Genomic DNA, 25302 nt, shown 5'->3' with positions numbered 1-25302 from the left:
ATCCAAATGAACTATTTTTGTTTTTTACACTGTCCACTTGACAGGGAGCACTTCAAACCGCCAGTTCGGCGGTTTTTCTTTTTTTGTTTTCATGGATAACATGTTGCAATGCGATGGCATCCAATCAAAAGCAGAAGAAATCAACCGCTGATCGGCTTCCGTTCGGCGTTTTTTTCTTCAGGGACGAAAGAAGTATGCATCTTAGGAAAATAGTTATAAAGAATTTTGAAAAAAGCCAAAGGTTTATGGTGGAAAATGTCGAAGAATAAAGTAGAGTATCTTTTACATAACCCGTAAGGTATGAAATCATATTGGTAGGTGAGGAAATGGAAGAGGGCAAACAGAAGAAAAACGAAGAAGGGAAAGTGAAACGCTGGGGAAAACAGCGAAAGAAGGAAAAGCAGGGGGCGTCCGAAGTTTCGGGCCTTCCGGAACCGGGCAAAAATAAATTCAGCATCCGCGACGCAGGGGCGCAGCTGGGCAGAATGAACCCGGCCAAATCCGTCGGGGTAAAGCTTTTCCTTATCTTTTTCATAGCGATCGTGGCTTTTGTATTGATCTTAGGTCTAATGTCTTACAACAAGGCCAGAAGCACCATTAAGTCAAACGCGGCGACGGCGAACAAACAGACGATCATCCAAACGTCGCAGAAGCTTGATATCATTTTGAAACAATACGAGGATATCGCGCTGCAGGTCTTTTTTGATCCGGAAACGCAAAGCCTGCTTGCCGAAATGGGCTCGGGCCAGGCGGGCGCCTACGACATGTTCGTGTTAAACGACAAAATCGGCAAAAAGCTGAGCAACCAGATCAACAGCAATACGACCATCAAAGCGATGTACCTCGTTCCGCCGAGCGAGGGGCAAAATCCGATCATCAGCGGAAGCGCCGGAGCGGACCCGTCCCAAATCCGTGAGCAAGCATGGTTTAAAAAGGTGCAGACCGAAAACAAAACGCTGTGGGTCACTTCGGAAAAAGGCAAAGACGGCGCAATGAGCTTCAAGCTGGTTCGTCCTTTGCAAAGCTTGAGCCGGGGCGGAAAACCTTACGTCGTTGTCATCGAGCTGAAAACGTCGATGATCGAAGACCAGCTCAAAAGTATCAACATGGGCGACGGCAGCAAGCTGCAGCTCATCACGACCGATAATAACGTGGTCGCTTCCAGCCAGGACGGGGAAGCCGGGGCTGCTTCCGATTATACGTTCATGAAAGATCAGACGGATGCGGCGAAGAGTCTGGAAACGAAAGATCATCAGGGTCAAAGCGTTTTGGCAGTATACGATACGCTGGCCGTCAATGGCTGGAAACTCGTAGGAACCGTACCTACCAAGCTGCTCGTCAAAGATGCCCAGGGCATTCTGCTGTTGACTCTCGGGTTTATGGTGGCCGTCGTGATCATCGCGATTTTGATCGGCTGGTGGATGGTGCTTATGATCGCCAAACCTCTCAGCCGCTTGAAGGACCTGATGATCGAAGGCTCCAAAGGAAACCTGAAAGTTCGCACCGATCATAAGTCTTCGGACGAAATCGGGGAACTCGGGTCAAGCTTCAACTTGATGATGGATCAGATCACGAAACTCGTGCAGCAGACGAACACGACGGCGCAAGCCGTTCTGGAAACCGCCGGCGAGTTGACGGATGCCTCCAGAAAAACCGCTCTTTCCGCCAAAGAGATCGCCATCGCCACCGAAGAAATCGCAAACGGCGCCGGCAGCCTGGCTACGGAAGCGGAGCGCGGCAACGAGTTGACCGAAAATATTTCGCAGCAAATGCAGATCGTCGTCACCGCCAATGAAGAAATGAGCGGCGCCGCCCATCATGTCGAGCAATCCAGCGAGCGGGGCACCAAACATCTGAGCGAACTGATGGACAAAACGCATCAGACCGAAGACATGACCCGTTCCTTGATGGCGAAAGTCGATAATTTGAAGACGTCGACCCAATCGGTCAACAAAGTGCTTGACGTGCTGCAGAACATCACGAAACAAACAAACATTTTGTCCCTGAACGCGACCATCGAAGCGGCCCGGGCAGGCGCCGCGGGCAAAGGGTTTATGGTCGTGGCGGACGAAATCCGCCAGCTGGCGGACCAATCCAGACAGTCCATCGACATGGTCGGCCAGATCACCGAAAAAATTATGGCTGAAATGAATGAAACGGTGCTGGCCTTGCAGGAGGCCAACCCGTTGTTCCAGCAGCAGATGGACTCGGTGAAGGAAACAAACGATATTTTCGTATCGGTGCAGGAGCAGATGGTGGATTTCACCAAACGGCTCGATTCCGTCACGCAATCGATCCAAACGTTAAATCAGTCCCAGGCGATTTTGTCCGACGCGATGAGCAACGTCAGCGCGGTGGCCGAAGAATCGTCCGCTACTTCGGAAGAAGTGGCTTCGCTCAGCAACGAGCAGCAAAATATCGGGGATCATCTCGTCCAGCTTTCGGCGAAACTTGAGAACGTTTCGATCGAGCTGAAAGATACGCTGTCGCGTTTTACTCTATAACGTTTTTCTATTTAGCTGTCCCGTTAGGCCTGACCGGCCTTGCGGGGCGGCTTTTTTTCGTTACTTTTCAATCCGGCATCCCGCCGGATAATCGATTGGAAGCGGCGCAATTAGGACATAATGGAAAAAAAACGTCGAAAAGGACCGGTGCGCCATGACATTCAAACAAAAACAGCGCATATTTTACGGGTTGGTTATCCTGACCGGAATTTTAGTCCTGCTCATTTTGCGATTGGCCTATGTCCAGCTTGTGCTGCGCGCTTCGAAGCTGCCGGACAGCATGTACACGCTGCAGGAAATGTCCGTCCTGCAAAGGGAAAGGGGCGTCGTTCTCGATTCGGGCAGGGGAAACATTTATGACCGCAGCGGCAGACCGATCACGGGGAAAACCATATCCGCCGCGGTTTTGTTTCCGGTGAACAAAGGGCTGCTGGACAACAAGGACGGAAAAATGGAGCCGGTAGCCCGGGCGCTTGGAACGGATGCCAACCGTCTTTTGGACTTATGGAGCGGGCTCAGCGTGCCGGTGCTTTGGAAAAGCGGCGGCGTGCCGCTGGCTTTGACCCAACAGCAGGCGAAGCGGATTTCGGCTTTGAATTTCAGCGGTCTCGAAGTGCTGCCCTATACCCAGCGGTATGATAGCAAACCAAACGGCATGCAGTGGCTCGGATATTTGTCCGACATGCCGGGTCAAAATCATATGCCCCGTACCGGTTACGCGTTCCGCGAAGGGGCCGCGGGGCTTGAAAAAACGTTGGAGCCGATTTTGCACGGCGTCGGGCCGACAACCGTTTATTATACCGTCGACGGTGTAAACCGGGCGATACCGGGTATGGGCATCCAGCTGAAGTCGCCAAACAATCCTTATTATCCGTTGCGATTGACGACCACGATCGATCTTTCGCTTCAGCGGCAAATCGAAAAGCTGACGGAAAAAGCGGGGATGAAGGAAGGCGCCGTCGTTTTGCTTGACGCAAGCAATGCGGACGTCGTCGCGATGGTTTCCCGCCCTTTTTACAATCCGCTGAACGTCGATCCGAACCAAGGGGCTTGGAACAACAAAGCGGTGCAGGCAACCGCACCGGGATCGATCTTTAAAACGGTGGTGGCCGCCGCCGCATTGGAGGCGGGGGTAACGACCGTGGACGAAGCCTTTTTCTGCTCGGGGAAATATGCCAAGTACGGGTTATCCTGCTGGAAAACGGCCGGGCATGGCGCGTTGACGCTGGAGCAGGCGTTTGCCCAATCCTGCAACGTCGTTTTCGCCGAGCTTGCGGAACGGATGACGGGGGAGGAGCTGGAATCGGCGGCAAGGAAGCTGGGGTTCGGGCGGACGGTCGGATGGGAAGCGAAAGACATGCTCGGGATGCCTGTCCTGAAGCCGTTTGATCATGAGGAAGCGGGGACGATCTTTTCAAGCGAATCGGCAGCTTTGGACGGGGGCGTCAGGGCGCAGTCCGGAATCGGGCAGCGGGACGTGCGGGTCACGCCGCTGCAGGCCGCCAACCTGGTCGTAACCCTCCTTCATGACGGACAAGTCCGCGCGCCAAGAATCATCGACCATGTCTCTTATGCAAACGGCCAGCTGATGAAACCATTCAAACCGCATTTTGCGCCGTCAAGTTCGGGCAGCATTCGGCCGGAAACGGCCGGCCTGCTGAAAGCATGGATGAGAACGGTGGTGACGGACGGAACGGGAACACCGCTGCGGAAGGCCGAATGGGAGCTTGCAGGCAAATCGGGAACGGCACAAGTGAAGGTCCGGGGCGAGGAACGGAACAACCAATGGTTTATCGGTTATGGACCGGTGAAAGAGCCTAAATATGCGTTAGCGGTCGTGTTCCAAAATATGCCGAAGGGAGGCGGCAATCAAGCCGCCTCCCTGTTCGGGGATATTATGAATCTGCTTGCTTCCGGGAGCGCTTAGTCTCCTGGGGTGCAGGCGCGCTCATTTCGAACGGGGAAACGTCGAACTCTTCCTGCGGCAGGCGGATCCAGCGCTGGAGATAACCCTGCTGCAGAAGCTCTTTGAGCATAATAAGCAAAACCGGCGAAAGAATGAGGCCGGCCACGCCAAAAACCGATAGCGAAATGATCATAAACGATAACATCAGAAATGCGGAGGAAATGCCGATGGAGTTGCCGGTAATTCTAGGCTCGAGCAGCTGGCGCGTCAGCAGAACGACCGCCAGCAGGACGCATAACCCGATGGCCAGGCTGATGTTGCCGACGATAAACAGGTAAACGATCCACGGAATCAAAACGACCGGAACGCCCACCAAAGGCAAAATATCGAAAATCGCGCACACGAGCGCAATCGAAAGTTCGCTCCCCGTTCCCAAAATAAGCAGCCCGACGTAAATCAACACGAATGTGATCAACACCATCAGCATTTGCGCTCTGATGTAGGAGCCGATCGCTTTCAGCACGTACGTCTTCATAAACGTATAGGCATTTTTTAGCGTTTTCGGGGACTTGTCCTTCACGATTTTGCGCCAGCCGCCGATTTCCGTGCTCAGGAAAAAGGCGAGAATGATCGCGATGCCGAAATTGGCCATAAACGTGGAGAACGAGCTAAAGAGCGAAACCATATACTTTAAGAAGCTGGTGGCCCATCCTGTGGCATAGTCCGTAAATTTTTTGAAGTTGTCGTTCATTTTGTCGGTAATATTCGGGGGAAGGGCCTCGATTTTATGCTGGAGAAAAGCAGTCGTTTTGCCAAAAGCCGTTTGTATCATCTGCGTGTATTGGGGCAAATTATCTTGGACTTGGGCGATTTGGGAAACGACGATCAGTCCGATGCCGAATAGTATGCCCAAAATGACAAGCACAAAAAGAAGGACGGAAATGGCCGCTGCAATCGTTTTGGGCAAACCTCTCCGATTCAGGAATTTGGCCAGCGGTTCGATCATGAAAAACACGAGAAAAGACAAAAAAACGGGTGCCGCGATCTGGTACAGCTTGCTGAACACGTACATGATAAGCAAAACGGTCAACACGATCATCCCGATGTCGAGAAAGGTTCGCCAATATTTTTTATATAGCGGAAGCATGAACAAATATCACTCCTAAGCATATGTATTCAATGGGACAACTAAAATAAATAAGAAAATATCTATTCCACGATTAAAAAAATAGCCTATTTCGCGGGATGCTGTGATAAAATGAAAGATAGCGTCTTTATATTATTCAGTACTTCCGCTACGGGTGATCCATCCTTATTATGGCAGCTCTAGCTGGTGCTCAACATTCATTGTATAGAGATACCTGCCTTTCGGCAAGTCAAAGTCAATCAGAGAAAAGTGGGGATTATGACATGCAGACTTTGCTGCTTTGGTTGTTTTATATTTCATCTTTTTATGCTTTTATTCCCGGACTGATCACCCGTATTTTCGGGTTCCGCGTTTTTCGGAGAGGTTCGACCGAACATGAATACGCGCTTACCTTCGACGACGGCCCTGATCCGCAGTACACGCCCCAGCTGCTGGATTTGCTCAAGAAGTATGATGCCAAGGCAACCTTTTTTGTTGTCGGGTCCCATGCCGAGCAGCATCCGGAGCTGGTCAAGCGAATGTACGACGAAGGCCATCTGATCGGGATTCATAATTACGTTCATAAGTCCAACTGGCTGATGCGGCCGGCGACGGTAACGAAACAGATTATGAAGACGGATAAGATCATTCATTCGATCACCGGCGAGCGCTCGTTGTATTACCGACCCCCATGGGGGATCGTCAACCTTTTCGATTTGAACAAAAAACGCAGCGGCAAGTTTAAAATCGTGCTCTGGTCCGCGATGTTCGGCGACTGGAGGGAAAGGATCGGTGCAGACAGGCTGACGGAAAGAATGCTCCAAAAGCTTCATCCGGGAGAAGTGCTGTTGCTTCACGACTGCGGCACAACCGCCGGGGCGAACCCGGACGCGCCGCGTCAAATGCTGATCGCGCTGGAGCGGGTGCTGGAAGAAGCAAAACGCCAAGGCCTGAAAAGCATCAGGGTCGACGACATGATCAAGGCAAAGGAAAATTCTCCGGAAAAAAAATTGTCTTTCTCCAAGCTGGCGATCGTCAGACTGTGGCTTTTGTGGGAAGCGGCTTTCCACAAAATGTTCCGGTTGAAAACCGTCAACCCGTATGACCCGATGCTGCATTACAGGGTACGCAAATACAGCGGACAGAAGATCGAGCTTGAGGATGGAACGGTCCTCGATAAAGGCGATCAAGTCGTCGAACTTCATTTCGACAACGAAAAACTTTTCCGTTTCGGCGTGAGGTCGCGCTCGGCGGTCCATCTGGCCATCCATCTGATCCGGACGATGGAGAAGGAATTTCCGGCGCTCGCCCAGTGTATTTTGGAGGATCCAAAGGCGATGGATGCCAAGACGCTTTATGGCGTAACCATGGTCAATCGCGGACCGGAGCAGTTCGGGTTCCGGATCGTGGATTTAAAGGACGGGCTCTTTTCAAGATCTTCCCGGCTTTATCTGAAATTTTTACTTAGCGTTATTCATCCGTCCGGACAATCCAGATTGAAGGAGCAATCCCAGCAGCTCGTGCCGAAAATGCTGCTGATGCCCATCGGCGAGTTTTTGGAGCGTTATGCCGAAAGCGGCTCGCACCGCCATCATCATGAATCGAGACGAAGACGGAACGAACAGACGGAGCAAAACGAACCAAACGACCTGAATTTGACGGCGCAAGAGCTGGAAAGCTCGACGCCGGCCATCTGACTTGCAATCGAAAACCCCCGGCGGGCGTGATCCGCTTGACGGGGGTTTTCTCATTTTGAGGATGTTCAAGATCATCGGCTAAAATGAAGAAGGGGCGGCGCCGCGGTCATAACGACCGGCAGCGCCGCCCCTTGATTCTTCGTAGGGAGACTAGGCTTAAATTTTCATGACTCCGCCTTGGCTGGCGTTGGTCACCAGTTTGGAATAACGCGCCAGGTAGCCCGTTTTGACTTTCGGTTCGAAGCCTTTCCAATTGGCGCGGCGGGCGGCCATTTCTTCATCGCTGATATGAAGCTCGATTTTACGGTTGTTGAGATCAAGCTCGATGATGTCGCCGTCTTCGACGAAAGCGATCGGACCGCCTTCGGCAGCTTCCGGAGAGATATGCCCGATGCTGATGCCGCGGGATGCGCCCGAGAAACGTCCGTCCGTGATCAGGCCGACTTTGGCGCCGAGCCCCATGCCGACGATTTGCGACGTAGGGGCGAGCATTTCCGGCATGCCCGGTCCGCCTTTAGGACCTTCATAACGGATGACGACAACCATGCCTTCCTTGACTTTGCCGTTCGCGATGCCTGCCAGCGCTTCATCCTGGGAATCGAAGCAGATGGCAGGACCTTTATGGTATCCGCCAACCGAAGGGTCGACCGCGCCGACCTTGATGATCGAACCTTCCGGCGCAAGGTTGCCGTACAATACGGCGAGACCGCCGCGTTCGGAATAAGGCTGGTCGATCGGATGGATGACGTTTTTGTCGAGAATTTCGCAGCCGGCCACGTTTTCCGCAAGCGTTTTGCCGGTTACGGTGATGCAGTCGCCGTGAAGGGCGCCCGGTTTTTTCAGAAGCTCATGCAGGACGGCGCTGACGCCGCCGGCTGTGTGCACGTCCTCGATAAAATAGTCGGAGGCCGGCGCCAGCTTGGAAATGTGAGGCACGCGGTTGGCCACTTCGTTGATGCGCTCCAGCGGATAATCGATGCCGGCTTCCTGGGCCAGCGCCAGCGTATGCAGCACGGTGTTGGTGGAGCCGCCCATCGCCATATCGAGGGCAAACGCGTTGTCGATCGATTCCAGCGTCACGATGTCGCGTGGCTTCAGGTCCATTTTGACAAGTTCCATCAACTGGCGTGCCGATTGCTTGACGAACTCCTTGCGTTCTTCGGCAACCGCCAGAATCGTTCCGTTCCCCGGCATAGCGAGACCAAGCGCTTCCGCCAGACAGTTCATGGAGTTTGCGGTGAACATGCCCGAGCAGGAGCCGCAGGTCGGACAGCCGTATTGTTCGAGCTCAAGCAGGTCGTCGTCGGAAATTTTGCCGACTTGGTGGGCGCCGACGCCTTCGAATACCGAGGTCAGGGACAATTTACGGCCTTTGCTGTCGACGCCGGCCTTCATCGGACCGCCGCTGACGAAGATGGTCGGGATGTTGACGCGCAGCGCGCCCATCAGCATGCCCGGCGTGATTTTGTCGCAGTTCGGGATGCAGACCATGCCGTCGAACCAGTGCGCGGATACGACCGTTTCCAGGGAGTCTGCGATAATTTCGCGGCTCGGAAGCGAATAACGCATGCCGATATGGCCCATCGCGATGCCGTCGTCGACGCCGATCGTGTTGAATTCGAACGGAACGCCGCCGGCTTCGCGGATCGCTTCTTTTACCAGCTTGCCGAATTCCTGAAGATGCACATGTCCGGGAACGATATCGATATAGGAGTTGCAGACGGCGATGAACGGTTTGCCGAAATCCTCCTCTTTGACGCCGGCGGCACGCAGCAGGCTGCGGTGCGGAGCGCGGTCAAAGCCTTTTTTGATCATGTCTGAACGCATTTTTTTAGGTGCCATGGTGTCTCTTCCCCCTACTTTTACAAAAATTATGATTGCTTCTCGCTTTAGCGCGGTTACTGGTAGAAGTGCCCGAATAAACGATTTATATGAGTCTATCACAAAATGAGCGGTTTTTCTAGCGGTGAATCCGCAACCAACGGCGGCGAAGCGGCGAAAAGAGACGAAAAAGGCTCCCCCGATTCGAAGCAGGAGGGGAGAAGCCTTTTTTTGACATGATATTGTTAATAAATTTCGGGGCCCTCCGAAAGTACCTGAATCAGCTTCGAAGCCAAGGCCCTAGTTTGCGTGGATATTTTGTTTTGCCGGATCCAAGCGTGTCGGACCGGATATCGCCTTTATAAGGAAAGCGAATCGGCTCAAGGTTTGCCGAAGGCCATCCGTTCCAGGCGCAAAATCCACGTGACCGGCGGTTCAACGACCGGATGGGCCGCTTTTTTGACGGCGGGCTGGGCAAGAGCGAACGCAAGCAGCGCCGCCCCCGCAACGACCGGCACCGCCGCTGCCGGATGGAGAATAAAGCCGTATAGCCCCGAGGCGGCCGCCAAGCGGATGATCAAGCCGTGAAGCAGGAACACGTACAACGTGCGCCGTCCCAAATCCGTGAGGCGCCCTTGCCGGAACGGAACCCAGCCCAGGAAAGCAGCCGCCGAGCCGATTTGCAGGCCGTACACGGCAAGCCGGTATACGCCGGCATACCATTCGGGATGCCCCATTTGCATATAGGTCATGCTGCCGTACAGCCAGCCCGGGGGCGGGGCAAGCCCCGTCAAGGCGATGACGATCAGGAGCAATGCCGAGGCAGCGGCGGCTACGAACCTTTTTTTCAACGTGAAAAATCGCATAAACGCGTCAAACGAAAAATGATAGCCGATCACGTAAAAGGGCAGGTACACAAACGTTCGGCTAATGCTTAACCATGCCCCGTCCAGCGGCAAATACCCGACCATGATGCCCAGCGCGGCGGCGACCGCAAACCGGCCGGCCGGCGGAAGCCTGCGCATCCCGAGCATCATGAGGCGCCATCCCATATGGCTCACCAAAAACCAGAGCAGCAGGTAAGGGGCGAAAAACGAATGCCGAATGTTCGGGACGCGGAATAGGGTTATATCCAGAAAAGAATACAGGCTTTGAAAGATGATATACTGCATGCCGATCTGCAGCAGCGTTTTGCGTCCGTCCGGACCGTCCAGCCCGCCTTTGGAAAAATAACCGGTGACCAGAACGAACAGGGGGATATGAAAGGTGTAAATCCAACTGTACAGCGCATGCAGGCCGCCCATCCGGGCGATCAGCGGTTCGATGGCGTTGGCTATGCAGACGGTAAGAATCAGCAGAAACCGCAAATTCAGAAAGTAGGTTTCTCCTTGTTTTGGCAGCGTTTTTTCCATGGTGGTTCCCTCCAGATCGTTGACACCTTTAAATTACTACGCTTTGCCGTCTTTTGTTGTGATTTATTTCACATTTAAAACGCTGCCATTTCATTAAATTATGCCAAGGTGATGAAGGGTTTGCGTATTGACAACCCATCTTCCTGCGCCGACAATAGGTACAGACTTGAAGATTTTGCAAGATTCCAAAAAACGGCCTTCAATCAGCAATATCCGGAGCGAAGCGGTTACGTTCGTCCATAGATTGTGCCGTGGAGCGGCCGGAATCGAATTTTGCAAAATCCTGATTTAAATAAGGAAGGGGACTATTATGCAGCAGGATACAGCACTTACGCATGAGTTGGTTACTTTCGGCGAAAGTATGGGACTCTTTACGGCACAGGACACCCGGGGGTTGGAGTATGCGTCGACGCTTCACAAATCGTTTGGCGGGGCGGAAAGCAACGTGGCGATCGGGGTTGCGAGATTGGGCTGCCGTTCAGGCTGGTTCGGGGCGCTGGGACGGGATCCGATCGGGATGATGATACATAAAGCGATACGCGGCGAAGGCGTGGACGTGTCTCGGGCGGTTTTTAGCGGCGAGGCGCCCACGGGACTGATGATCCGCGAAAATACGGCCGGCAAATCGTCGGTGTACTACTACCGCAAACATTCCGCGGCCAGCATGCTGCGGCCGGATCAGCTGGATGCGGCGTACATTCAGCAGGCCAAAATCCTTCACGTGACGGGCATCACGGCGGCGATCAGCCCATCGGCTTTGGCATGCGTCGAAAAAGCGATGGACATCGCGATCGAAGCCGGCGTCAAGATAAGCTTTGACCCGAATCTGCGGCTGAAGCTGTGGACGCTGGAGGAAGCGCGCGGCGTGCTGTTGCGGCTGGCGGAGAAAGCGGATTATTTTTTGCCCGGGCTGGATGAATTGAAGCTGCTGTACGATACGGAGGACGATCAAGCCGTATTCGACAAGCTTTCCCGTTTAAACGCCGTTTCGGTCATCAAGGGCGGGCCGGATTTGACCTACGTCCTCGAGGATGGTACCCTGACGGAAGTTCCGTATTTCAAAGCGGAGCAGGTGCTGGACACGGTCGGGGCCGGAGACGGTTTTTGCGCGGGCTTTATCGCCGGACTTTTGAAAGGGCATCCAACGGCAGAAGCGGTACGTCTTGGCAATCTGATGGGCTCGATGGTCATCCAGGCGGTCGGAGATTGGGAAGCGCTGCCAACGTGGGAGCAGGTAGAGGCGAAGCTTGAACGCAAGATGCATATCGAGAGGTAATCATTCCATAGACATCCTGGCAGGATTTCCATATAATGAGTGAAAAGGAGCGTATGATTGTGAAAAAACTCCAAATATTACAAAAAATTATCGATAACGGCGTGGTCGCCGTGCTGCGCGGCGATTCGGCGGACCAGGTGTTTGCCATGGCGGAGGCGGCCATCGCCGGGGGCATTAAGGTTATCGAAGTGACCTTGACGGTGCCGGGCGCGCTGCAGGCGATCGAGAAGCTGAGCCGCATGTACAGCTGGAAGACGGAAGATCCGGACAAATTCGCCGTCATCGGCGCAGGCACGGTGCTGGAGCCTCAAACGGCGCGCGCAGCGATCATGTCCGGGGCCGAATTCGTGGTCGGGCCGTCCCTGAACCCGGAAACCGTGAAAATATGCAATCTGTACCGCGTGCCGATTATGCCGGGGGTCATGACGATCGCCGAAGTGCAGCACGCCCTCGAGCTTGGCGTCGACATCGTGAAGCTGTTCCCCGGCAACCTGTATGAGCCGGGAATCATCAAAACGATGAAAGGGCCGATGCCGCAGGCAAACTTTATGCCGACGGGCGGGGTATCGCTTTCCAACCTGAAGGAATGGATTCAGGGCGGGGCGGTTGCCGTCGGGATCGGTTCGGATTTGACGAACGAAGCCGTCAAGACGGGCAACATGGATCTGGTACGCGGCAAAGCCGAGCAGTATATGCAGGCCTATCGCGAAGCGAAAAAATAAAGCGGCCGCGGGAATCCGCCGATCCGCCGCTTCTGAAAGCGGCTTACGACAGCCTGCCGTCCCTGGAGGGAGGCAGGCTGCTCATGTCTTTCGCCCGCTTTTTTGGCGTTGTTTCAAGGAAAAGCGGATTTACGTCGTCCGTGGATCCGTCGATCATTGATCCGAACATGTGTGGAGGTGCACAAAACGTGCAGAACATCGAAACATTGGCCTCTTGGATAGAGCAAAGCGATAACATCGTTTTTTTTGGCGGCGCGGGTACCTCGACGGAGAGCGGCATTCCCGATTTCCGTTCCGCCGCGGGATTATACCAGACCGAGCAGCATTCCCCGTATCCGCCCGAACAGATGCTCAGCCGCTCGTTTTTCATGAAAATGCCGGAGATCTTTTTTGATTTCTACCGCAGCAAAATGCTTCATCCCGACGCCAAGCCCAACGGCTGCCATCGGTTTTTGGCCAAGCTGGAGGAGTTGGGCAAGCTGAAGGCGATCGTCACGCAAAACATCGACGGCCTCCATCAGAAGGCTGGCAGCGAGGAGGTTCTGGAGCTGCACGGCTCCGTCCACCGCAACTACTGCATGGATTGCCGCCGTTTTTTCGGGCTGGAGCAGGTGATGGCAAGCAAACATCTCGTTCCCCGCTGCCCATACTGCCAAGGGATCGTGAAGCCGGACGTCGTCCTGTACGAGGAAGCGCTTGATCAGCAGGTGCTGATCGGCGCCATGGACGCGATTGCGAACGCGGATTTGCTGCTCGTAGGCGGCACGTCGCTGACGGTGCATCCGGCTGCCGAACTCGTCTCTTATTTCCAAGGCACCCGTTCGGTGCTGCTGAACATGGATCCGACCCCTTACGACAAAAGGGCCGATCTTGTCATCCACGATAAAATCGGCGAAGTGATGGATCAGGTTGGGCGGATCCTCGGCATCTAAGCGCTTTCTTGTCAAACGGAGCGCAAAAGAGATATGATGTTTCCAAGCGAGGATTTTGCAAAAATCCAATCAGCGAATTCCAATCAGCAATAAATAGAGCGAAACGGTTTAATTCGTCTATAGATTGTACCCTGGAGCGGCAGGAATCGAATTTTGCAAAATCCCGAAGCAAGTGGCATCCTATTACAGAAAGGCGGATTGCAATGGCTTACACACCTAACGAAGCACGTTATGACGAAATGATCTATAACCGCTGCGGCCGTTCGGGCCTTAAGCTTCCTGCCATCTCCCTCGGCCTCTGGCATAATTTCGGCGGAATCGACACGTTCGAAAACGCCCGGAACATGGTGACGCGCGCGTTCGACCTCGGCATTACGCATTTTGACCTGGCGAATAATTACGGGCCGCCTCCCGGCTCGGCGGAAGAAACGTTCGGGAAAATCCTCAAACAGGATTTGCAGGGCCACCGGGACGAGCTGATCATATCGACGAAGGCGGGCTACCATATGTGGCCGGGACCTTACGGGGAATGGGGCTCCCGCAAATATTTGCTATCGAGTCTCGATCAGAGCTTGAAACGGCTTGGACTGGATTACGTCGACATTTTCTACTCCCACCGCTTCGACCCGGAAACGCCGCTTGAGGAGACGATGACGGCGCTGGACCATGCCGTTCGTTCAGGCAAGGCTTTGTACGTCGGCATATCCAATTATTCCGCCGAACAAACTGCGCAAGCCGTTTCGATTTTGAAGTCTTTGGGTACCCCGCTTTTGATCCATCAGCCGAGTTATTCCATGCTGAACCGTTGGATCGAAAACGGCCTGCAGGAGGTGTTGTCGGAAAACGGCGTCGGCAGCATCGCCTTTACGCCGCTTCAGCAGGGCCTGCTCACGAATAAATATTTGAACGGCGTTCCGGAGGATTCCCGGGCGGCCAGCTCGTCCGTTTTTCTGAATGCGCATGACATCACGCCCGAAGCTTTACGCAAAATACGTGCTTTGAACCAGCTTGCGGCGGCCCGCGGCCAAAGCCTGGCGCAGCTGGCGCTTGCCTGGGTGCTGCGAGGCGGCAAGGTTACGTCCGCCCTGATCGGCGCAAGCCGAGTCAGCCAAATCGAGGACAACGTGGCGGCGCTGAACAACCTGGAGTTCAGCCGCGAGGAGCTCGACCGGATCGAGGCGATCCTCAAAACGGAAAACGAGTCATAAATATCCTGATCATTCCATTTTACGATCAAACTGGAAGCGTCGATTTCGATGGGCGTCCGGTTTCCCGATAGAAACTCGTCCAAGCCCGTCCGCGTCCCTGTTGGAGCGGCGGGCTTGGTTTGTTTTATCCGCTCACTTGCGGCTATACGGTTCGCCGCCCGGCGAGGCGGCGGTTTTGGCGCGGTATTGGCTTGGCGAATAGCCGCACAACCTTTTGAATTGCCTGGAGAAATACAGAGCGTCGGTCAATCCGACGGAAGCCGCGATCTGTTCGATCGAAAGCTCGGGGCGCTCGCGCAGAAGCTGGCGCGACTTATCGATTCGGAGTTTCAGCAGATAGGTAACGGGAGACATGCCGGTTTCTCTTTTGAAAATGCGGGAGAGGTAGGCACGGTTGTATCCCAGACTTTCGCTCATCTGTTCGATGGACACGGGATGGGCGTATTGGGCGGACAAATAATGGATCATTTGCTTGACCGTGCGCTGGACCTGGGATTCGGTGCCGGCAGGCTGCGTTTCGTCCGCCAAAATGCTTTTTGCTTCGGAAAAAATGAGGTACAGATAACCAAGCGCCGCCATGTCGGCGCTTTCCTTTTTGCCGTAAAAAGCTTCCGAAATCCGTTGGATGGAAGAAGGGACGAGGCTGTCGCCGCCTGCTCTGAGCACGGACCTGCCGCCGCCGAACCCGGCGGATTCAACAAGCTCCGGCGCTTCGTTTCCGGAAAACGCCGTCCAACGGTAGCGCCAAGGGTCTTCCGCATCGGAAGCATAGCTGACAAGCCTGCCCGGATGGATGAGAAAGCAGCTCCCAGCGCCTAACTCGTACGTATGCTGCTCCGAGCGGAACTGTCCGCGGCCGCTTTCGACGTAATGGAGAAGATAATAATCGTATATTTTCGGCCCGACGACGTGCAGCGGCTTGGTTTGGCTTTCGCCGGCAAAAAGCACGTGCAGCGGGCTGTTTTCGTGATAAACGGGGTTGGACGCGACGCTGTAGGTTTCCTGAACGGCCATGGGGCCTCCTTTTGGCGGGCGCAATCGTCCGCGAAATCTTCGGTCATGAATGATATTATAGACTTTGGAGTCACATAAATCCATATGGAACAAACATAATTGCATTAACAGGGAAGCGCTTTGTTTTTATACTAAGAGCAAGAACGTGACCATAAGGAAAGGATGGGCATCGCAATGAACATCGAATCGCTGAAAGGGAAGTTTATCGAAAAATACGGGGAGGCGGGGCAGGAGATCCGGGTATTTTTGGCTCCGGGACGCGTCAACCTGATCGGAGAGCATATCGACTATAACGGAGGATACGTAATGCCTGCCGCGCTCGAGTTTGGGACCACCTTGCTTGCGCGCAAACGGGAAGACGGCAAAATCCGGTTGGCAACGACTAATTTTCCATATGAGAAGGAATTCGCCGTCAGCGAGCTTGGCCAGGAAAAAACGGGCGAATGGGTGGATTACGCGGTTGGCGTGATGGTTGAAAATAAACAAGCGGGCTGTCCGGTGACGACGGGGTACGACCTTCTTTACCACGGGGAAATCCCGAACGGCGCAGGCCTCTCTTCGTCGGCTTCCATCGAAGTGGTGACGGCATTCGCACTGCAAACGATGGAAGGCTGCGAGCCGGATACGGTAAAAATCGCGCTCCTTTCGCAGCGGGCGGAAAACCAATACGTCGGCGTCAACTGCGGCATCATGGACCAGTTCGCGGTCGCGAACGGAAAACAGGACCATGCGATTTTGCTGATGTGCGACACGCTCGAATACAAGCATGTTCCGTTCCGGACCGGGGCTTACAAAATCGTGATCGGCAATACGAACAAAAGAAGAGGCCTGGTGGATTCGGCATACAACGAACGCAGGCAGCAGTGCGAAACGGCGCTCGGCATTTTGAAGGAGGAAGCGGAAGCGCTTGAATACTTGGCCGGCATCAAGCCGGAGCAGTTCGAAACGCTGAAACATCATATCCAGGACGAGACGGTTAGACGGCGCGCGCTGCATGTCGTCGAGGAAAACCAACGGGTTCTGGATTCGGTGGAGGCGCTCAAAAACAACGATCTGAAGCGGTTCGGCGAATTGATGAACGCATCGCATGATTCGCTGCGCGATTTGTACGAAGTCAGCTGCGAAGAGCTGGACGTCATGGTGGAAGAGGCGCGGCGCATTCCGGGAACGCTTGGAGCGCGGATGACCGGTGCCGGATTCGGGGGATGCACGGTGTCCCTGGTGCATGAGGATTCGGTGGAGACGTTCGTGCGGCAGGTGGGCCAAGCTTATGAACAACGAACGGGATTGAAGGCGGAATTTTACGTTTGCGGCACGGGCGACGGCGTAAAAGAATTGAAGGAGGGCAAATAACATGGCGATTCTCGTAACGGGCGGGGCAGGATATATCGGTTCCCATACGGTAGCGGCGCTGCTGGAACGCGGCGAAGAAGTGGTCGTGCTGGATAATCTGCAGACGGGGCACCGCGGAGCGCTGCTCGGCGGCAAGCTGTACGAAGGGGACCTTCGCGATAAGGAGCTGCTTGCAAAATTGTTCGGCGAAAACAGCATCGACGCCGTCATCCACTTTGCGGCCAATTCGCTTGTCGGCGAAAGCATGCAGAAGCCGGTGAAATATTACGACAATAACGTGTACGGCACCTTATGCCTGCTCGAGGCGATGGATGCCGCGAACGTTCGCCGCATCGTGTTTTCTTCGACCGCGGCGACTTACGGCGAGCCGGAGCGCGTGCCGATCCAGGAAAGCGACCGGACCCGGCCGACCAACGTTTACGGCGAAACGAAGCTGATGATGGAACGAATGATGTCGTGGTTCGACCAGGTGCTTGGCATCAAATATGTCGCCCTGCGTTATTTTAACGCGGCCGGCGCGCATGACAGCGGCAAAATCGGCGAAGACCACCGTCCGGAAAGCCATCTGATTCCGCTGGTGCTGCAAACCGCGCTGAAGCAGCGCGAAAGCATCGCGGTGTTCGGGGACGATTATCCGACGGAGGACGGCACCTGCATCCGCGACTATATCCATGTGAGCGACCTGGCCGACGCCCATCTCTGCGCGGTGGATTATTTGCGCAAAGGGGATCGCAGCAACGTATTTAACCTCGGCATCGGCGCAGGTTTCTCCGTCAAAGAAGTGATCGAAACGGCGAAAAAGGTGACCGGGCTCGACATTCCGGTTGTCATGCAGGCGCGCCGCGCGGGCGATCCGGCGGTTCTGGTCGCGTCTTCGCAAAAGGCGCGGGAAGTGCTCGGCTGGAATCCGAAACGCGAAAAGCTGGAGGACATCATTCAAAGCGCATGGAGCTGGCATCAAAGCCATCCGAACGGCTACGGCGACAATTAAGGAGGAGACATCCGTGAACACGAACGAAGCAAACGGAACGACGGAACTTGGGCAAAAGGCTTTGGCCGCGATCGAACAGCTGGTCCGCTTTGCGCTCGAACGCCGGCTGATCGAACCGCTCGATGAAGATTACAGCCGCAATCTGCTGCTCTCCCTGTTCCGCTTCGACGAGCCTTATCTCGGCGACGAGGCTCCGGAGCCGCTGGAAGGGCCGCAGCCCGCGCTGGACGTATTGATCGATTACGGCTACAGGATCGGGCTTATTCCGGAAAATACCGACACGTACCGCGATTTGCTCGATGCCCAAATTATGGGCGGCTTGATGCCGCGGCCATCGGAAGTGACCCGGGAATTCGGCGAACTGAAGGAAGCGAAAGGCATCGAAGCCGCAACGGACCGATTCTACCAGCTGTCGGTGGACGCCAACTATATCCGGATGGACCGGGTGAACAAAAACGTCTATTGGCAGCATGAGTCGGAATTCGGAGACATCGAGATTACGATCAATCTGTCCAAGCCGGAAAAAAGCCCGAAGGAAATCGCCATGGCGAAGCTGCTGCCGCCACCGGTGTACCCGAAATGCCAGCTGTGCCGCGAAAACGTCGGTTATGCCGGCAGGGTCAACCATCCGGCCCGTCAAAACCTGCGCATCATTCCGCTGAAGCTGAACGGGGAGCCGTGGTTTTTCCAATATTCGCCTTACGTGTACTACAACGAGCACTGCATCGTGTTCCACCGCGATCATGTGCCGATGAAGCTGACGAAGGATACGTTCCGCCGTTTGCTGGCGTTCGTGGATGAGTATCCGCATTATTTTATCGGCTCCAACGCCGATCTGCCGATCGTCGGCGGCTCGATTTTGACCCATGACCATTTCCAGGGGGGACGCCATACCTTCCCGATTCAGAACGCGCCGAAGGAAGCGGTTTTTGCCCATCCGGAATATGACGGGGTCACCGTCGGCATCGTCAAATGGCCGATGTCCGTGCTGCGGCTGACCGGGAAGGACAGCGGCGTGCTGCTGGAGCTGGCCGACAAGGTGTATGAATCTTGGAAACGGTACAGCGATCCGGCGGCCGACATTTTGGCTTTCAGCGAAGAAAACGGGAACAAGGTGCCGCATAACACGGTGACGCCGATCGTGCGCCGCACGCCGGACGGAGAATACGAGATGGATTTGGTGCTTAGGAATAACCGGACCAGCGAACGATATCCGGCCGGCATTTTTCACCCCCATCAGGAAATGCATCATATCAAGAAGGAAAATATCGGCTTGATCGAAGTGATGGGGCTCGCGATTTTGCCGGGGCGGCTGAAGGAAGAACTCGACCTGACGGCCGAGATCCTTGCCGGAGACCGCGGGCTTTACGAGGCCGTCATGGAGCAGGAAGACCATCCTTTAAACCTGCATAAGCATTGGATCGGGCAATTGGCGGCAAAATACGGAACGAACCGCACGAAAGAGGAAGCCTGGAAGCTTGTGCAGTCCGAGGTGGGCGGCATTTTCGTGGAAATTTTGGGCCATGCGGGCGTATATAAACGGACCGAAACCGGCATGGAAGCGTTCCGCAGATTCGTTGCCCATCTAGGCTGCGCGCCCGTTCAATAAACAGCCTTTTGCTGCTTCTGCCGGGGGCAGACGTTGAAACGATTCGCATATAAACTCACGGTATAATCAAATAGAAACGCGCAAACCGCCTGATCCCGGCCTATCCGGGAGGGCGGTTTGTTTCTTTTTCGGGTGGAGAGGTATAATAAAAAAGCAATCCATTTTTACACCAGGGAGGCGAACATGCCGTGAACGCATTTGAATTCCATAATCCGACCAAGCTCATCTTTGGCAAAGGCAAGCTTGATACATTAAAAAGGGAAGTGCCGAAATACGGCAAAAACGTCCTGCTCGTATACGGGGGAGGCAGCATCAAGCGCAGCGGTTTGTACGACGACGTGCACGCCCTGCTCAAGGAAATCGGCGCCGAGGTCACCGAATTGAGCGGCGTTGAGCCGAATCCGCGCTTATCCACGGTACATAAAGGCGTAAGCTTGTGCCGCGAGCATCACATCGACCTGATCCTCGCCGTTGGCGGAGGCAGCGTCATCGACTGCGCAAAAGCGATCGCCGTCGGCGCCAAATACGACGGAGACATGTGGGATTTCGTGGAGCGCAAAGCGACCCCGCAGGACGCGCTTCCGCTCGGCACCGTGTTGACGATCGCGGCAACCGGCTCGGAAATGAACGGAGGTTCCGTCATTACGAACGAGAAAACCCAGGAGAAAATGGGATGGGGGAGCCCTTACGCGTTTCCCGCCTTTTCGATCCTGGATCCCGTGCTGACGTTTACGCTGCCTAAAGACCAAACGGTCTACGGCATGGTCGACATGATGTCGCATGTGCTGGAGCATTATTTCCATGCCGAAACGAACACGCCGGTGCAGGACGGCTTCTGCGAAACCGTTCTCCGGACCGTGATCGACACGGCGCCGCGCCTTATCCAGGACCTCGAAAATTACGAAGACCGCTCGACGATCATGTACTGCGGCACGATGGCGCTGAACGGGATGCTCAACATGGGGTTTGCCGGGGACTGGGCGACCCACAACATCGAGCACGCCGTTTCGGCCGTGTACGACATTCCGCACGGCGGCGGTCTGGCGATTTTGTTCCCGAACTGGATGAAATACAATTTGAAGTCCAATCCGGGCCGGTTCAAACAGCTTGCCGTTCATGTGTTCCATATCGATCCGGCAGGAAAAACCGATGAAGAGGTAGGGCTTGAAGGAATTCAGGCGCTGCGCGACTTCTGGAGCTCCATCGGCGCGCCGAGCCGCCTTGCCGACTATGGCATCGACGACAGCCAAATCGAAGTGATGGCCGAGAAAACGGTGCGGTTCGGGCCGTTCGGCAGATTCAGAACGCTGAACAAAGAAGATGTCGTTGAAATCTATAAAATGTCGCTGTAACTGTTGAAGGAAAGCATCCAAAGGATGCGGCGGCCCGCGGGAAAACGCATGAAATGCGGCTTCTTGCGGGCCTTTTTTAAGGTATGGAAATTTATCGTTTCGGGTGTCCCCGAAGGTGCCGGAATCGGCTTCGAGGTCATAGTTTAGGCCCACACCGTGGCGCGCAAAAAACCATTGCCGGCGGATCGAAGCCGGCAATGGTTTTGGGAAATCTTTTTAAGGAATGCGTGGAAAGCCTAGAGCGTAGGAGGCGGCCATTTACTTGGTGGAAGATTCCGAATCGCCGGTTTGCGTGCCGCCCGAGCCGCTTTGCGCCGGCGCTCCGTTTGCGGCTGCATCCCCTTGGTTCCGGAATCCGCCGGGACGGCCCGGCCCGCGTCCGCCGCCGAAACCGCCTCCCCCGGTCGTTACGCCCGATTCGTTCACGTAAGTGACCGCGTCGCCAAGCTTGAAGCTGACGACCTTCGTTCCGCCGGTCAGCTTGCCGCCCGTGTACAAGCCGTCCTTCGCCGAGCCGCTGGACTTGCCGCCCGTATAGAAGGCGTATGTGTCTCCGGACTTCAGATCCGGCGTCGAAATGACGATGGTCTGGATATCTTTGGCCGGTGCAAAGCTTAAGATTGGCGTCCCCTTGCCGTCGGCCAGCGTCACTAGTGTGCCTGCTTTCACGGTGCTCGGGAATGTCATAAGAACCGAACGCTGCGGCGAGGATTCGGATGGCGCTTGGGCCATGCCCGCGCTTCCCGCGGCAACCAGCAGGCCGCCGGACTGCTCGAACGTGCCGTCATAGTCCAGGGCGCCGTTGCCGCCCGATGTCGGACCGTTCACCAGCACGGTGCCGCCGGTCATCGTAATGGAGCCGTTGGCGTCCAGGCCGTCGCCTTGCGCGTTCACCGTCAAATAGCCGCCGCTGATCGTAAGTTTTGCGTTGCCGGCGCTTCCACCCGGTCCGCCAGGCATGCCTTGACCGTCTGGACGCTGCTGGGCGCCGCTTTGATCGGCCGAACCGTCCTGCGCGGCTTGGCCGCTGCCGTTCGCCTGCGCATTGGACGGCGCCGTGCCTGAACCAGGCTGCGCGCTGCCGCCGGTTTGCGCAGTTGTTCCGGACTGCGCCCGGCCGCCTTCCGCTTGATCCGGCGCCTGTCCAGGCATGCCTGCCGGCGGCTCTCCGCCGAACATTCCTCCCGGACCTTCCCCGCTGCCGCTTCCGTCGGACGCATTCACGCCGTCATCGCTGGAGACGACATGGATCTTGCCGCCCGAGATGAGGATATCCGCGGCTTCGATGCCTTCGTAGCTGTTTTTGACGTCTACTTTTCCGCCGGAGATGACGATCGACACATCGGCATGGATGCCGTCGTCGCCGGTGGCGAGATCCAGCCGTCCGCCGGAGAGCAGGATGCTGCCGTTGCTGTGCACGGAATCATCCGCCGAGTCGATGCCGAACGTTCCTCCCGAAACCGAAATGCCCGCTTCCGCCTTGAGGCCTTTCATGCTTTTCGATTCGCTCTCCCCATTAGCGGCCTGAGCGTCATCTTTGCCGGCCGAGATGCCGCTTTCCGCCTCCGCTCCGTCATCCTTCGCCTGGGAACCCGCGTTTGAAGCCGCCGCCGTCGAATCCTTCGCCGAGTCCGCGTTCGCGCCGCCGTCCGTTGCCTGAGCGGCCGTCCGGCCGTTTTGCCCGCCGCTTCCCGGCTGGCCGCCGTAATCGGGACGCCACATCGGCATTTCCTCCTCGTGCGGCTCGGCGTTTGCGCTGCCTCCGCCGGTCACCACATCGTAGGTCCCGCCGGCGATCAACAGCGATGCGGCTGCCTGAAATCCGTCGCTGCCGGATTCGATGGCGAACGTCCCGTCTTCGATGACAAGGTAGCCTTTGTCCTTGTCGCCGTCATAGGTCGTCTTGAAGCCGTCGCCTCCGGCATTGACGTGAACGGTGCCGGCCTTGACCGCAGCCAAGTCGCGGCCGACGATGCCGTCGTCGGCGGCGTTGACGTCGAGCGTGCCGCTGACGATCTTCAGATCATCCTTGCTCGTTATGCCGTCCTTGTAGTTCGCCTGCACGGTCAGTTTGCCCGTGCCGTTGATCGTCAGATCGTCCTGGCTGTACAGCGCCGCCGTCGGGGCATCTTCGGACGTATCCGCGTAGGTTTTGCCGTCCGACAGGGTGTTGCTCGTGCCTTCGTTCAGCGTCAGCACGGTTTTGCCGGCCTTTTTAACCTGGATGGCAGGGCCGTCCGGGTTCACGATCTGCGCGCCGTTCAGCACCAAATGAACGACATCGTCCTTGCCGGCGTCCACCACGATGCTTCCGCTTTGCAGCTTGCCGCTGATCACGTACGTTCCGGCCGAGGATATCGTAACGTCGCCGCCGCTCGCTTTCGCGCCGGAACCGTTCACGGCAGCGCCCGCACCGTTCAGCGTAATGGCCGTAGCATCGCTCGCCGTCCAATCGGCGGATGTATCATCGCTGTCATACTCCACGAGATCCTTGATTTTAAGCCCCGCCAGCTGCGCGTTGGCTTTGCCCGCATCCACCGCCGCTGCAGTTGTTTCGGCCGCCGCGCCGTCCGCTTCAGCCGTGTCGCCTGCCGCATTGGTCGTGCAGCCGGAGGCCAGCATGGCCGACAGGATCAAAATCGCGGCAAATTTATTTTTGTAGGATGGTTTCATGGTTCAACCTCTTTTCGTTTAATATTCCTGCACCGCAGGGTTCATCGTCAGCGTGATGTCCAAATTGCCGTTGCGGGTCCGCACGGCGTCCAAAAATTCCTTCTGGTTCGTCTGCGGCCCCATTTTTACCGAATACACGACCTCGTACAAGCTCCCCAGCTCGGTGGTTTTCACCTTCTTCAGCTCGTACTCGACGCCATGCTTGCGGAATACCTCTTCAAAGGCTTCTTCATACCCGAGATTTTCCGGAATGGTGATTTTAAGCAGTTTGAGATCGTCTTTTCTCGTGCCGAATCGGACTTTTCTGAGCACGTACATCAATCCGCAAAGGATGACGGTGAACAAGACGGCATATCCGAAAGCGCCGACGCCGGCGGACAGCCCGGCCGCCATCGAAAACAGCACGTAGGATATATCCTTGGCATCCCCCGGCGCGCTTCGGAACCGGATGATCGAGAAGGCGCCGGCCAAGCTGAACGCCCTGGCGATGTTGCTGCCGATCAGCAAAATGATGATGGCGACGATCGCCGGCAGAATCATCATCGTCAGCGTGAAGCTTTGCGAATAGGCAGGCTGCGTTTTCATGTACGTAAAGCTGATGATGGCGCCCAGGACGATGGCCACGGCCAAGGTCAAAAGCGCGCGGGATAACGATAGGTCCGTATCCGCGGCGGACGCGTTCAAGATGGAATCGATCATAAAACAACTCTCTCCCTTTCCACGACTTGCGCATTTGCGTTTCGAATCGATTTTTTGTATTCATTCCCGTATTTGGAAAAGCCGGTGCGGTACAGTTGATGCTCGGACAACATTTTGGACAGCCACACCGGCACCGTTTTTTCGGCTTTGACTTCCATCAGCCATTGCCCCCGCTCCAGCAGCGGGTCGCCGTCATCGCCGGCCTCGAGCCGCAGGTCGTAACGCCGCGAGCGGATGTTTGTATCGAAGGTGATCCGCAGATCCCGGTTGCCTTTGCAGAACAGGGCGATGCGGTCGTACGCCAGGTACACCATCGGCCGCAGCTCGTACCTGCTTAAAAAATATTCGATTTCGCCGATGACCTGCTTGTTCATGCCTTTCCGGTATGCCGGCGGCATGCCCGTCCGCACAAACTCGTACGCTTCGTTCAGCTTGAGCGAGGTTCTTCTTTTGTTCACCAGCCCGAACACTTTTTTCTTCAGCTCCAGATATACCTTGGCATCGCCGTCCGGCACGCCGTATGACCGGATCCGCAGCTTTTCCCGATATTTGGGCTTGGCCAAACTGGTGCGGATGAGGGTATGGCAGTCCGTATCGTAATACAGGTTGCTGATGGTGTAAAACTTGTCGTCCTTGTTGTTTTCATCCGGCTCCATATATGCCATCAAGTCGTTATAAATATCGTAGAAAGCTTTGGTGTCCATCACATATTTGTTCTCATACCGGTTAAACACTTCGATGGCCATCATGATTTCGCTCCTTTCCTCACTGACGGATTGATCGGGTCATCGCCCTTACGGATTTGAGCTTAATGGCCTAACCTTTAACGAATCTTAAACATTGCGATAACATTCCGTTTACATCGGCGATTACAAAACGGGGGAGGCCTTTGCCCGTTGGGCAACGCATTTGAACCGGATCGGCCGCAACCTCATGCCACCCGCTTTGGCTCGAGCGAGACACCGCTTGGAAGGCTGGCTTTTTTTAAAGGTTGGTTAAAGGTTCGC

At 55.5% G+C, this 25302-nt stretch carries 18 protein-coding genes; 11 read left to right on the top strand and 7 right to left on the bottom strand.

Annotated features, from left to right (window positions below; genetic code table 11):
* The first annotated feature begins 326 nt into the window (after positions 1-326).
* Together GQY55_RS19310 and GQY55_RS19305 are read left to right on the top strand one after the other, a co-directional pair.
* On the top strand, positions 327-2504 hold the full coding sequence (locus GQY55_RS19310) for a methyl-accepting chemotaxis protein (protein ID WP_160043506.1): 2178 nt from the start codon (positions 327-329) through the stop codon (positions 2502-2504).
* A gap of 154 nt (positions 2505-2658) precedes the next feature.
* Positions 2659-4431: a peptidoglycan D,D-transpeptidase FtsI family protein gene (locus GQY55_RS19305; RefSeq protein WP_160043505.1), complete on the top strand. Its 1773-nt coding sequence runs from the start codon at positions 2659-2661 to the stop codon at positions 4429-4431.
* Here the strand turns inward: GQY55_RS19305 and GQY55_RS19300 are convergent.
* Complete coding sequence (locus GQY55_RS19300; RefSeq protein WP_160043504.1) at positions 4400-5557, bottom strand: AI-2E family transporter; 1158 nt, start codon at positions 5555-5557, stop codon at positions 4400-4402. The genes GQY55_RS19305 and GQY55_RS19300 overlap by 32 nt on opposite strands.
* Before the next feature lie 263 nt (positions 5558-5820).
* Here GQY55_RS19300 and GQY55_RS19295 point away from each other — a divergent pair, with 263 nt between their 5' ends.
* Positions 5821-7233: a polysaccharide deacetylase family protein gene (locus tag GQY55_RS19295; RefSeq protein ID WP_160043503.1), complete on the top strand. Its 1413-nt coding sequence runs from the start codon at positions 5821-5823 to the stop codon at positions 7231-7233.
* Between the two features lie 156 nt (positions 7234-7389).
* On the opposite strand, the gene ilvD is transcribed toward GQY55_RS19295, so the two are convergent.
* Complete coding sequence (gene ilvD / locus GQY55_RS19290) at positions 7390-9075, bottom strand: dihydroxy-acid dehydratase (protein ID WP_201452188.1); 1686 nt, start codon at positions 9073-9075, stop codon at positions 7390-7392.
* Positions 9076-9434: 359 nt separating this feature from the next.
* Positions 9435-10466, bottom strand: a complete 1032-nt coding sequence (locus GQY55_RS19285; protein WP_160043502.1) for an acyltransferase family protein — start codon at positions 10464-10466, stop codon at positions 9435-9437.
* A 310-nt stretch (positions 10467-10776) separates the two neighbouring features.
* On the opposite strand from GQY55_RS19285, the gene GQY55_RS19280 reads away from it, so the two are divergent.
* From GQY55_RS19280 to mgrA, 4 genes are all read left to right on the top strand, one after another.
* The gene (locus tag GQY55_RS19280; protein WP_160043501.1) at positions 10777-11742 is read left to right on the top strand and encodes a sugar kinase; all 966 of its coding nucleotides are present in this window, start codon (positions 10777-10779) and stop codon (positions 11740-11742) included.
* Positions 11743-11801: 59 nt separating this feature from the next.
* Positions 11802-12464, top strand: coding sequence for a bifunctional 2-keto-4-hydroxyglutarate aldolase/2-keto-3-deoxy-6-phosphogluconate aldolase (locus GQY55_RS19275; protein WP_160043500.1), 663 nt, complete (start codon positions 11802-11804; stop codon positions 12462-12464).
* Between the two features lie 167 nt (positions 12465-12631).
* The gene (locus GQY55_RS19270) at positions 12632-13396 is read left to right on the top strand and encodes an NAD-dependent protein deacylase (protein WP_160043525.1); all 765 of its coding nucleotides are present in this window, start codon (positions 12632-12634) and stop codon (positions 13394-13396) included.
* A gap of 203 nt (positions 13397-13599) precedes the next feature.
* A complete protein-coding gene (gene mgrA, locus GQY55_RS19265) occupies positions 13600-14604 on the top strand; it encodes an L-glyceraldehyde 3-phosphate reductase (RefSeq protein ID WP_160043499.1) in 1005 nt (334 codons plus the stop codon).
* 132 nt (positions 14605-14736) lie between these two features.
* On the opposite strand, the gene GQY55_RS19260 is transcribed toward mgrA, so the two are convergent.
* On the bottom strand, positions 14737-15618 hold the full coding sequence (locus GQY55_RS19260; RefSeq protein WP_160043498.1) for an AraC family transcriptional regulator: 882 nt from the start codon (positions 15616-15618) through the stop codon (positions 14737-14739).
* A gap of 174 nt (positions 15619-15792) precedes the next feature.
* On the opposite strand from GQY55_RS19260, the gene GQY55_RS19255 reads away from it, so the two are divergent.
* The 4 genes from GQY55_RS19255 (at position 15793) to GQY55_RS19240 (ending at position 20923) form a co-directional block, all read left to right on the top strand.
* The gene (locus GQY55_RS19255; RefSeq protein WP_160043497.1) at positions 15793-16971 is read left to right on the top strand and encodes a galactokinase; all 1179 of its coding nucleotides are present in this window, start codon (positions 15793-15795) and stop codon (positions 16969-16971) included.
* Position 16972: 1 nt separating this feature from the next.
* Positions 16973-17962: a UDP-glucose 4-epimerase GalE gene (gene galE / locus GQY55_RS19250; RefSeq protein WP_160043496.1), complete on the top strand. Its 990-nt coding sequence runs from the start codon at positions 16973-16975 to the stop codon at positions 17960-17962.
* Between the two features lie 13 nt (positions 17963-17975).
* Positions 17976-19571, top strand: a complete 1596-nt coding sequence (locus GQY55_RS19245; RefSeq protein ID WP_236575711.1) for a UDP-glucose--hexose-1-phosphate uridylyltransferase — start codon at positions 17976-17978, stop codon at positions 19569-19571.
* A gap of 188 nt (positions 19572-19759) precedes the next feature.
* Positions 19760-20923 carry an iron-containing alcohol dehydrogenase gene (locus tag GQY55_RS19240; RefSeq protein WP_160043495.1) on the top strand — a complete coding sequence of 388 codons (1164 nt, stop codon included), beginning with the start codon at positions 19760-19762 and terminating at the stop codon, positions 20921-20923.
* A 258-nt stretch (positions 20924-21181) separates the two neighbouring features.
* Here GQY55_RS19240 and GQY55_RS19235 read toward each other — a convergent pair whose 3' ends face one another.
* From GQY55_RS19235 to GQY55_RS19225, 3 genes are read right to left on the bottom strand one after another with little or no spacing between them, the layout of a single operon-like run.
* Complete coding sequence (locus GQY55_RS19235; protein WP_160043494.1) at positions 21182-23596, bottom strand: carbohydrate-binding domain-containing protein; 2415 nt, start codon at positions 23594-23596, stop codon at positions 21182-21184.
* Positions 23597-23614: 18 nt separating this feature from the next.
* On the bottom strand, positions 23615-24295 hold the full coding sequence (locus tag GQY55_RS19230; RefSeq protein WP_160043493.1) for a DUF4956 domain-containing protein: 681 nt from the start codon (positions 24293-24295) through the stop codon (positions 23615-23617).
* Positions 24292-25041, bottom strand: coding sequence for a polyphosphate polymerase domain-containing protein (locus GQY55_RS19225; RefSeq protein ID WP_160043523.1), 750 nt, complete (start codon positions 25039-25041; stop codon positions 24292-24294). The genes GQY55_RS19230 and GQY55_RS19225 overlap by 4 nt, the downstream gene beginning before the upstream one ends.
* Between the last annotated feature and the right edge of the window lie 261 nt (positions 25042-25302).

Origin of the sequence: Paenibacillus sp. USDA918EY (assembly GCF_009870825.1) — a bacterium.
Taxonomy (GTDB): Bacteria; Bacillota; Bacilli; order Paenibacillales; family Paenibacillaceae; genus Paenibacillus_AQ; species Paenibacillus_AQ albilobatus.
The sequence above is the reverse complement of the archived record's forward strand: the minus strand, read 5'-3'. Positions and strand labels throughout refer to the sequence as shown.

What these genes read in the sequence shown, in the direction of transcription:
- GQY55_RS19310 (WP_160043506.1), top strand. Translation starts at nt 327, where the DNA reads ATGGAAGAGGGCAAACAGAAGAAAAACGAAGAAGGGAAAGTGAAACGC.
- GQY55_RS19305 (WP_160043505.1), top strand. Translation starts at nt 2,659, where the DNA reads ATGACATTCAAACAAAAACAGCGCATATTTTACGGGTTGGTTATCCTG.
- GQY55_RS19300 (WP_160043504.1), bottom strand. Translation starts at nt 5,557, where the DNA reads ATGCTTCCGCTATATAAAAAATATTGGCGAACCTTTCTCGACATCGGG.
- GQY55_RS19295 (WP_160043503.1), top strand. Translation starts at nt 5,821, where the DNA reads ATGCAGACTTTGCTGCTTTGGTTGTTTTATATTTCATCTTTTTATGCT.
- ilvD (WP_201452188.1), bottom strand. Translation starts at nt 9,075, where the DNA reads ATGGCACCTAAAAAAATGCGTTCAGACATGATCAAAAAAGGCTTTGAC.
- GQY55_RS19285 (WP_160043502.1), bottom strand. Translation starts at nt 10,466, where the DNA reads ATGGAAAAAACGCTGCCAAAACAAGGAGAAACCTACTTTCTGAATTTG.
- GQY55_RS19280 (WP_160043501.1), top strand. Translation starts at nt 10,777, where the DNA reads ATGCAGCAGGATACAGCACTTACGCATGAGTTGGTTACTTTCGGCGAA.
- GQY55_RS19270 (WP_160043525.1), top strand. Translation starts at nt 12,632, where the DNA reads ATGTGTGGAGGTGCACAAAACGTGCAGAACATCGAAACATTGGCCTCT.
- mgrA (WP_160043499.1), top strand. Translation starts at nt 13,600, where the DNA reads ATGGCTTACACACCTAACGAAGCACGTTATGACGAAATGATCTATAAC.
- GQY55_RS19260 (WP_160043498.1), bottom strand. Translation starts at nt 15,618, where the DNA reads ATGGCCGTTCAGGAAACCTACAGCGTCGCGTCCAACCCCGTTTATCAC.
- GQY55_RS19255 (WP_160043497.1), top strand. Translation starts at nt 15,793, where the DNA reads ATGAACATCGAATCGCTGAAAGGGAAGTTTATCGAAAAATACGGGGAG.
- galE (WP_160043496.1), top strand. Translation starts at nt 16,973, where the DNA reads ATGGCGATTCTCGTAACGGGCGGGGCAGGATATATCGGTTCCCATACG.
- GQY55_RS19235 (WP_160043494.1), bottom strand. Translation starts at nt 23,596, where the DNA reads ATGAAACCATCCTACAAAAATAAATTTGCCGCGATTTTGATCCTGTCG.
- GQY55_RS19230 (WP_160043493.1), bottom strand. Translation starts at nt 24,295, where the DNA reads ATGATCGATTCCATCTTGAACGCGTCCGCCGCGGATACGGACCTATCG.
- GQY55_RS19225 (WP_160043523.1), bottom strand. Translation starts at nt 25,041, where the DNA reads ATGGCCATCGAAGTGTTTAACCGGTATGAGAACAAATATGTGATGGAC.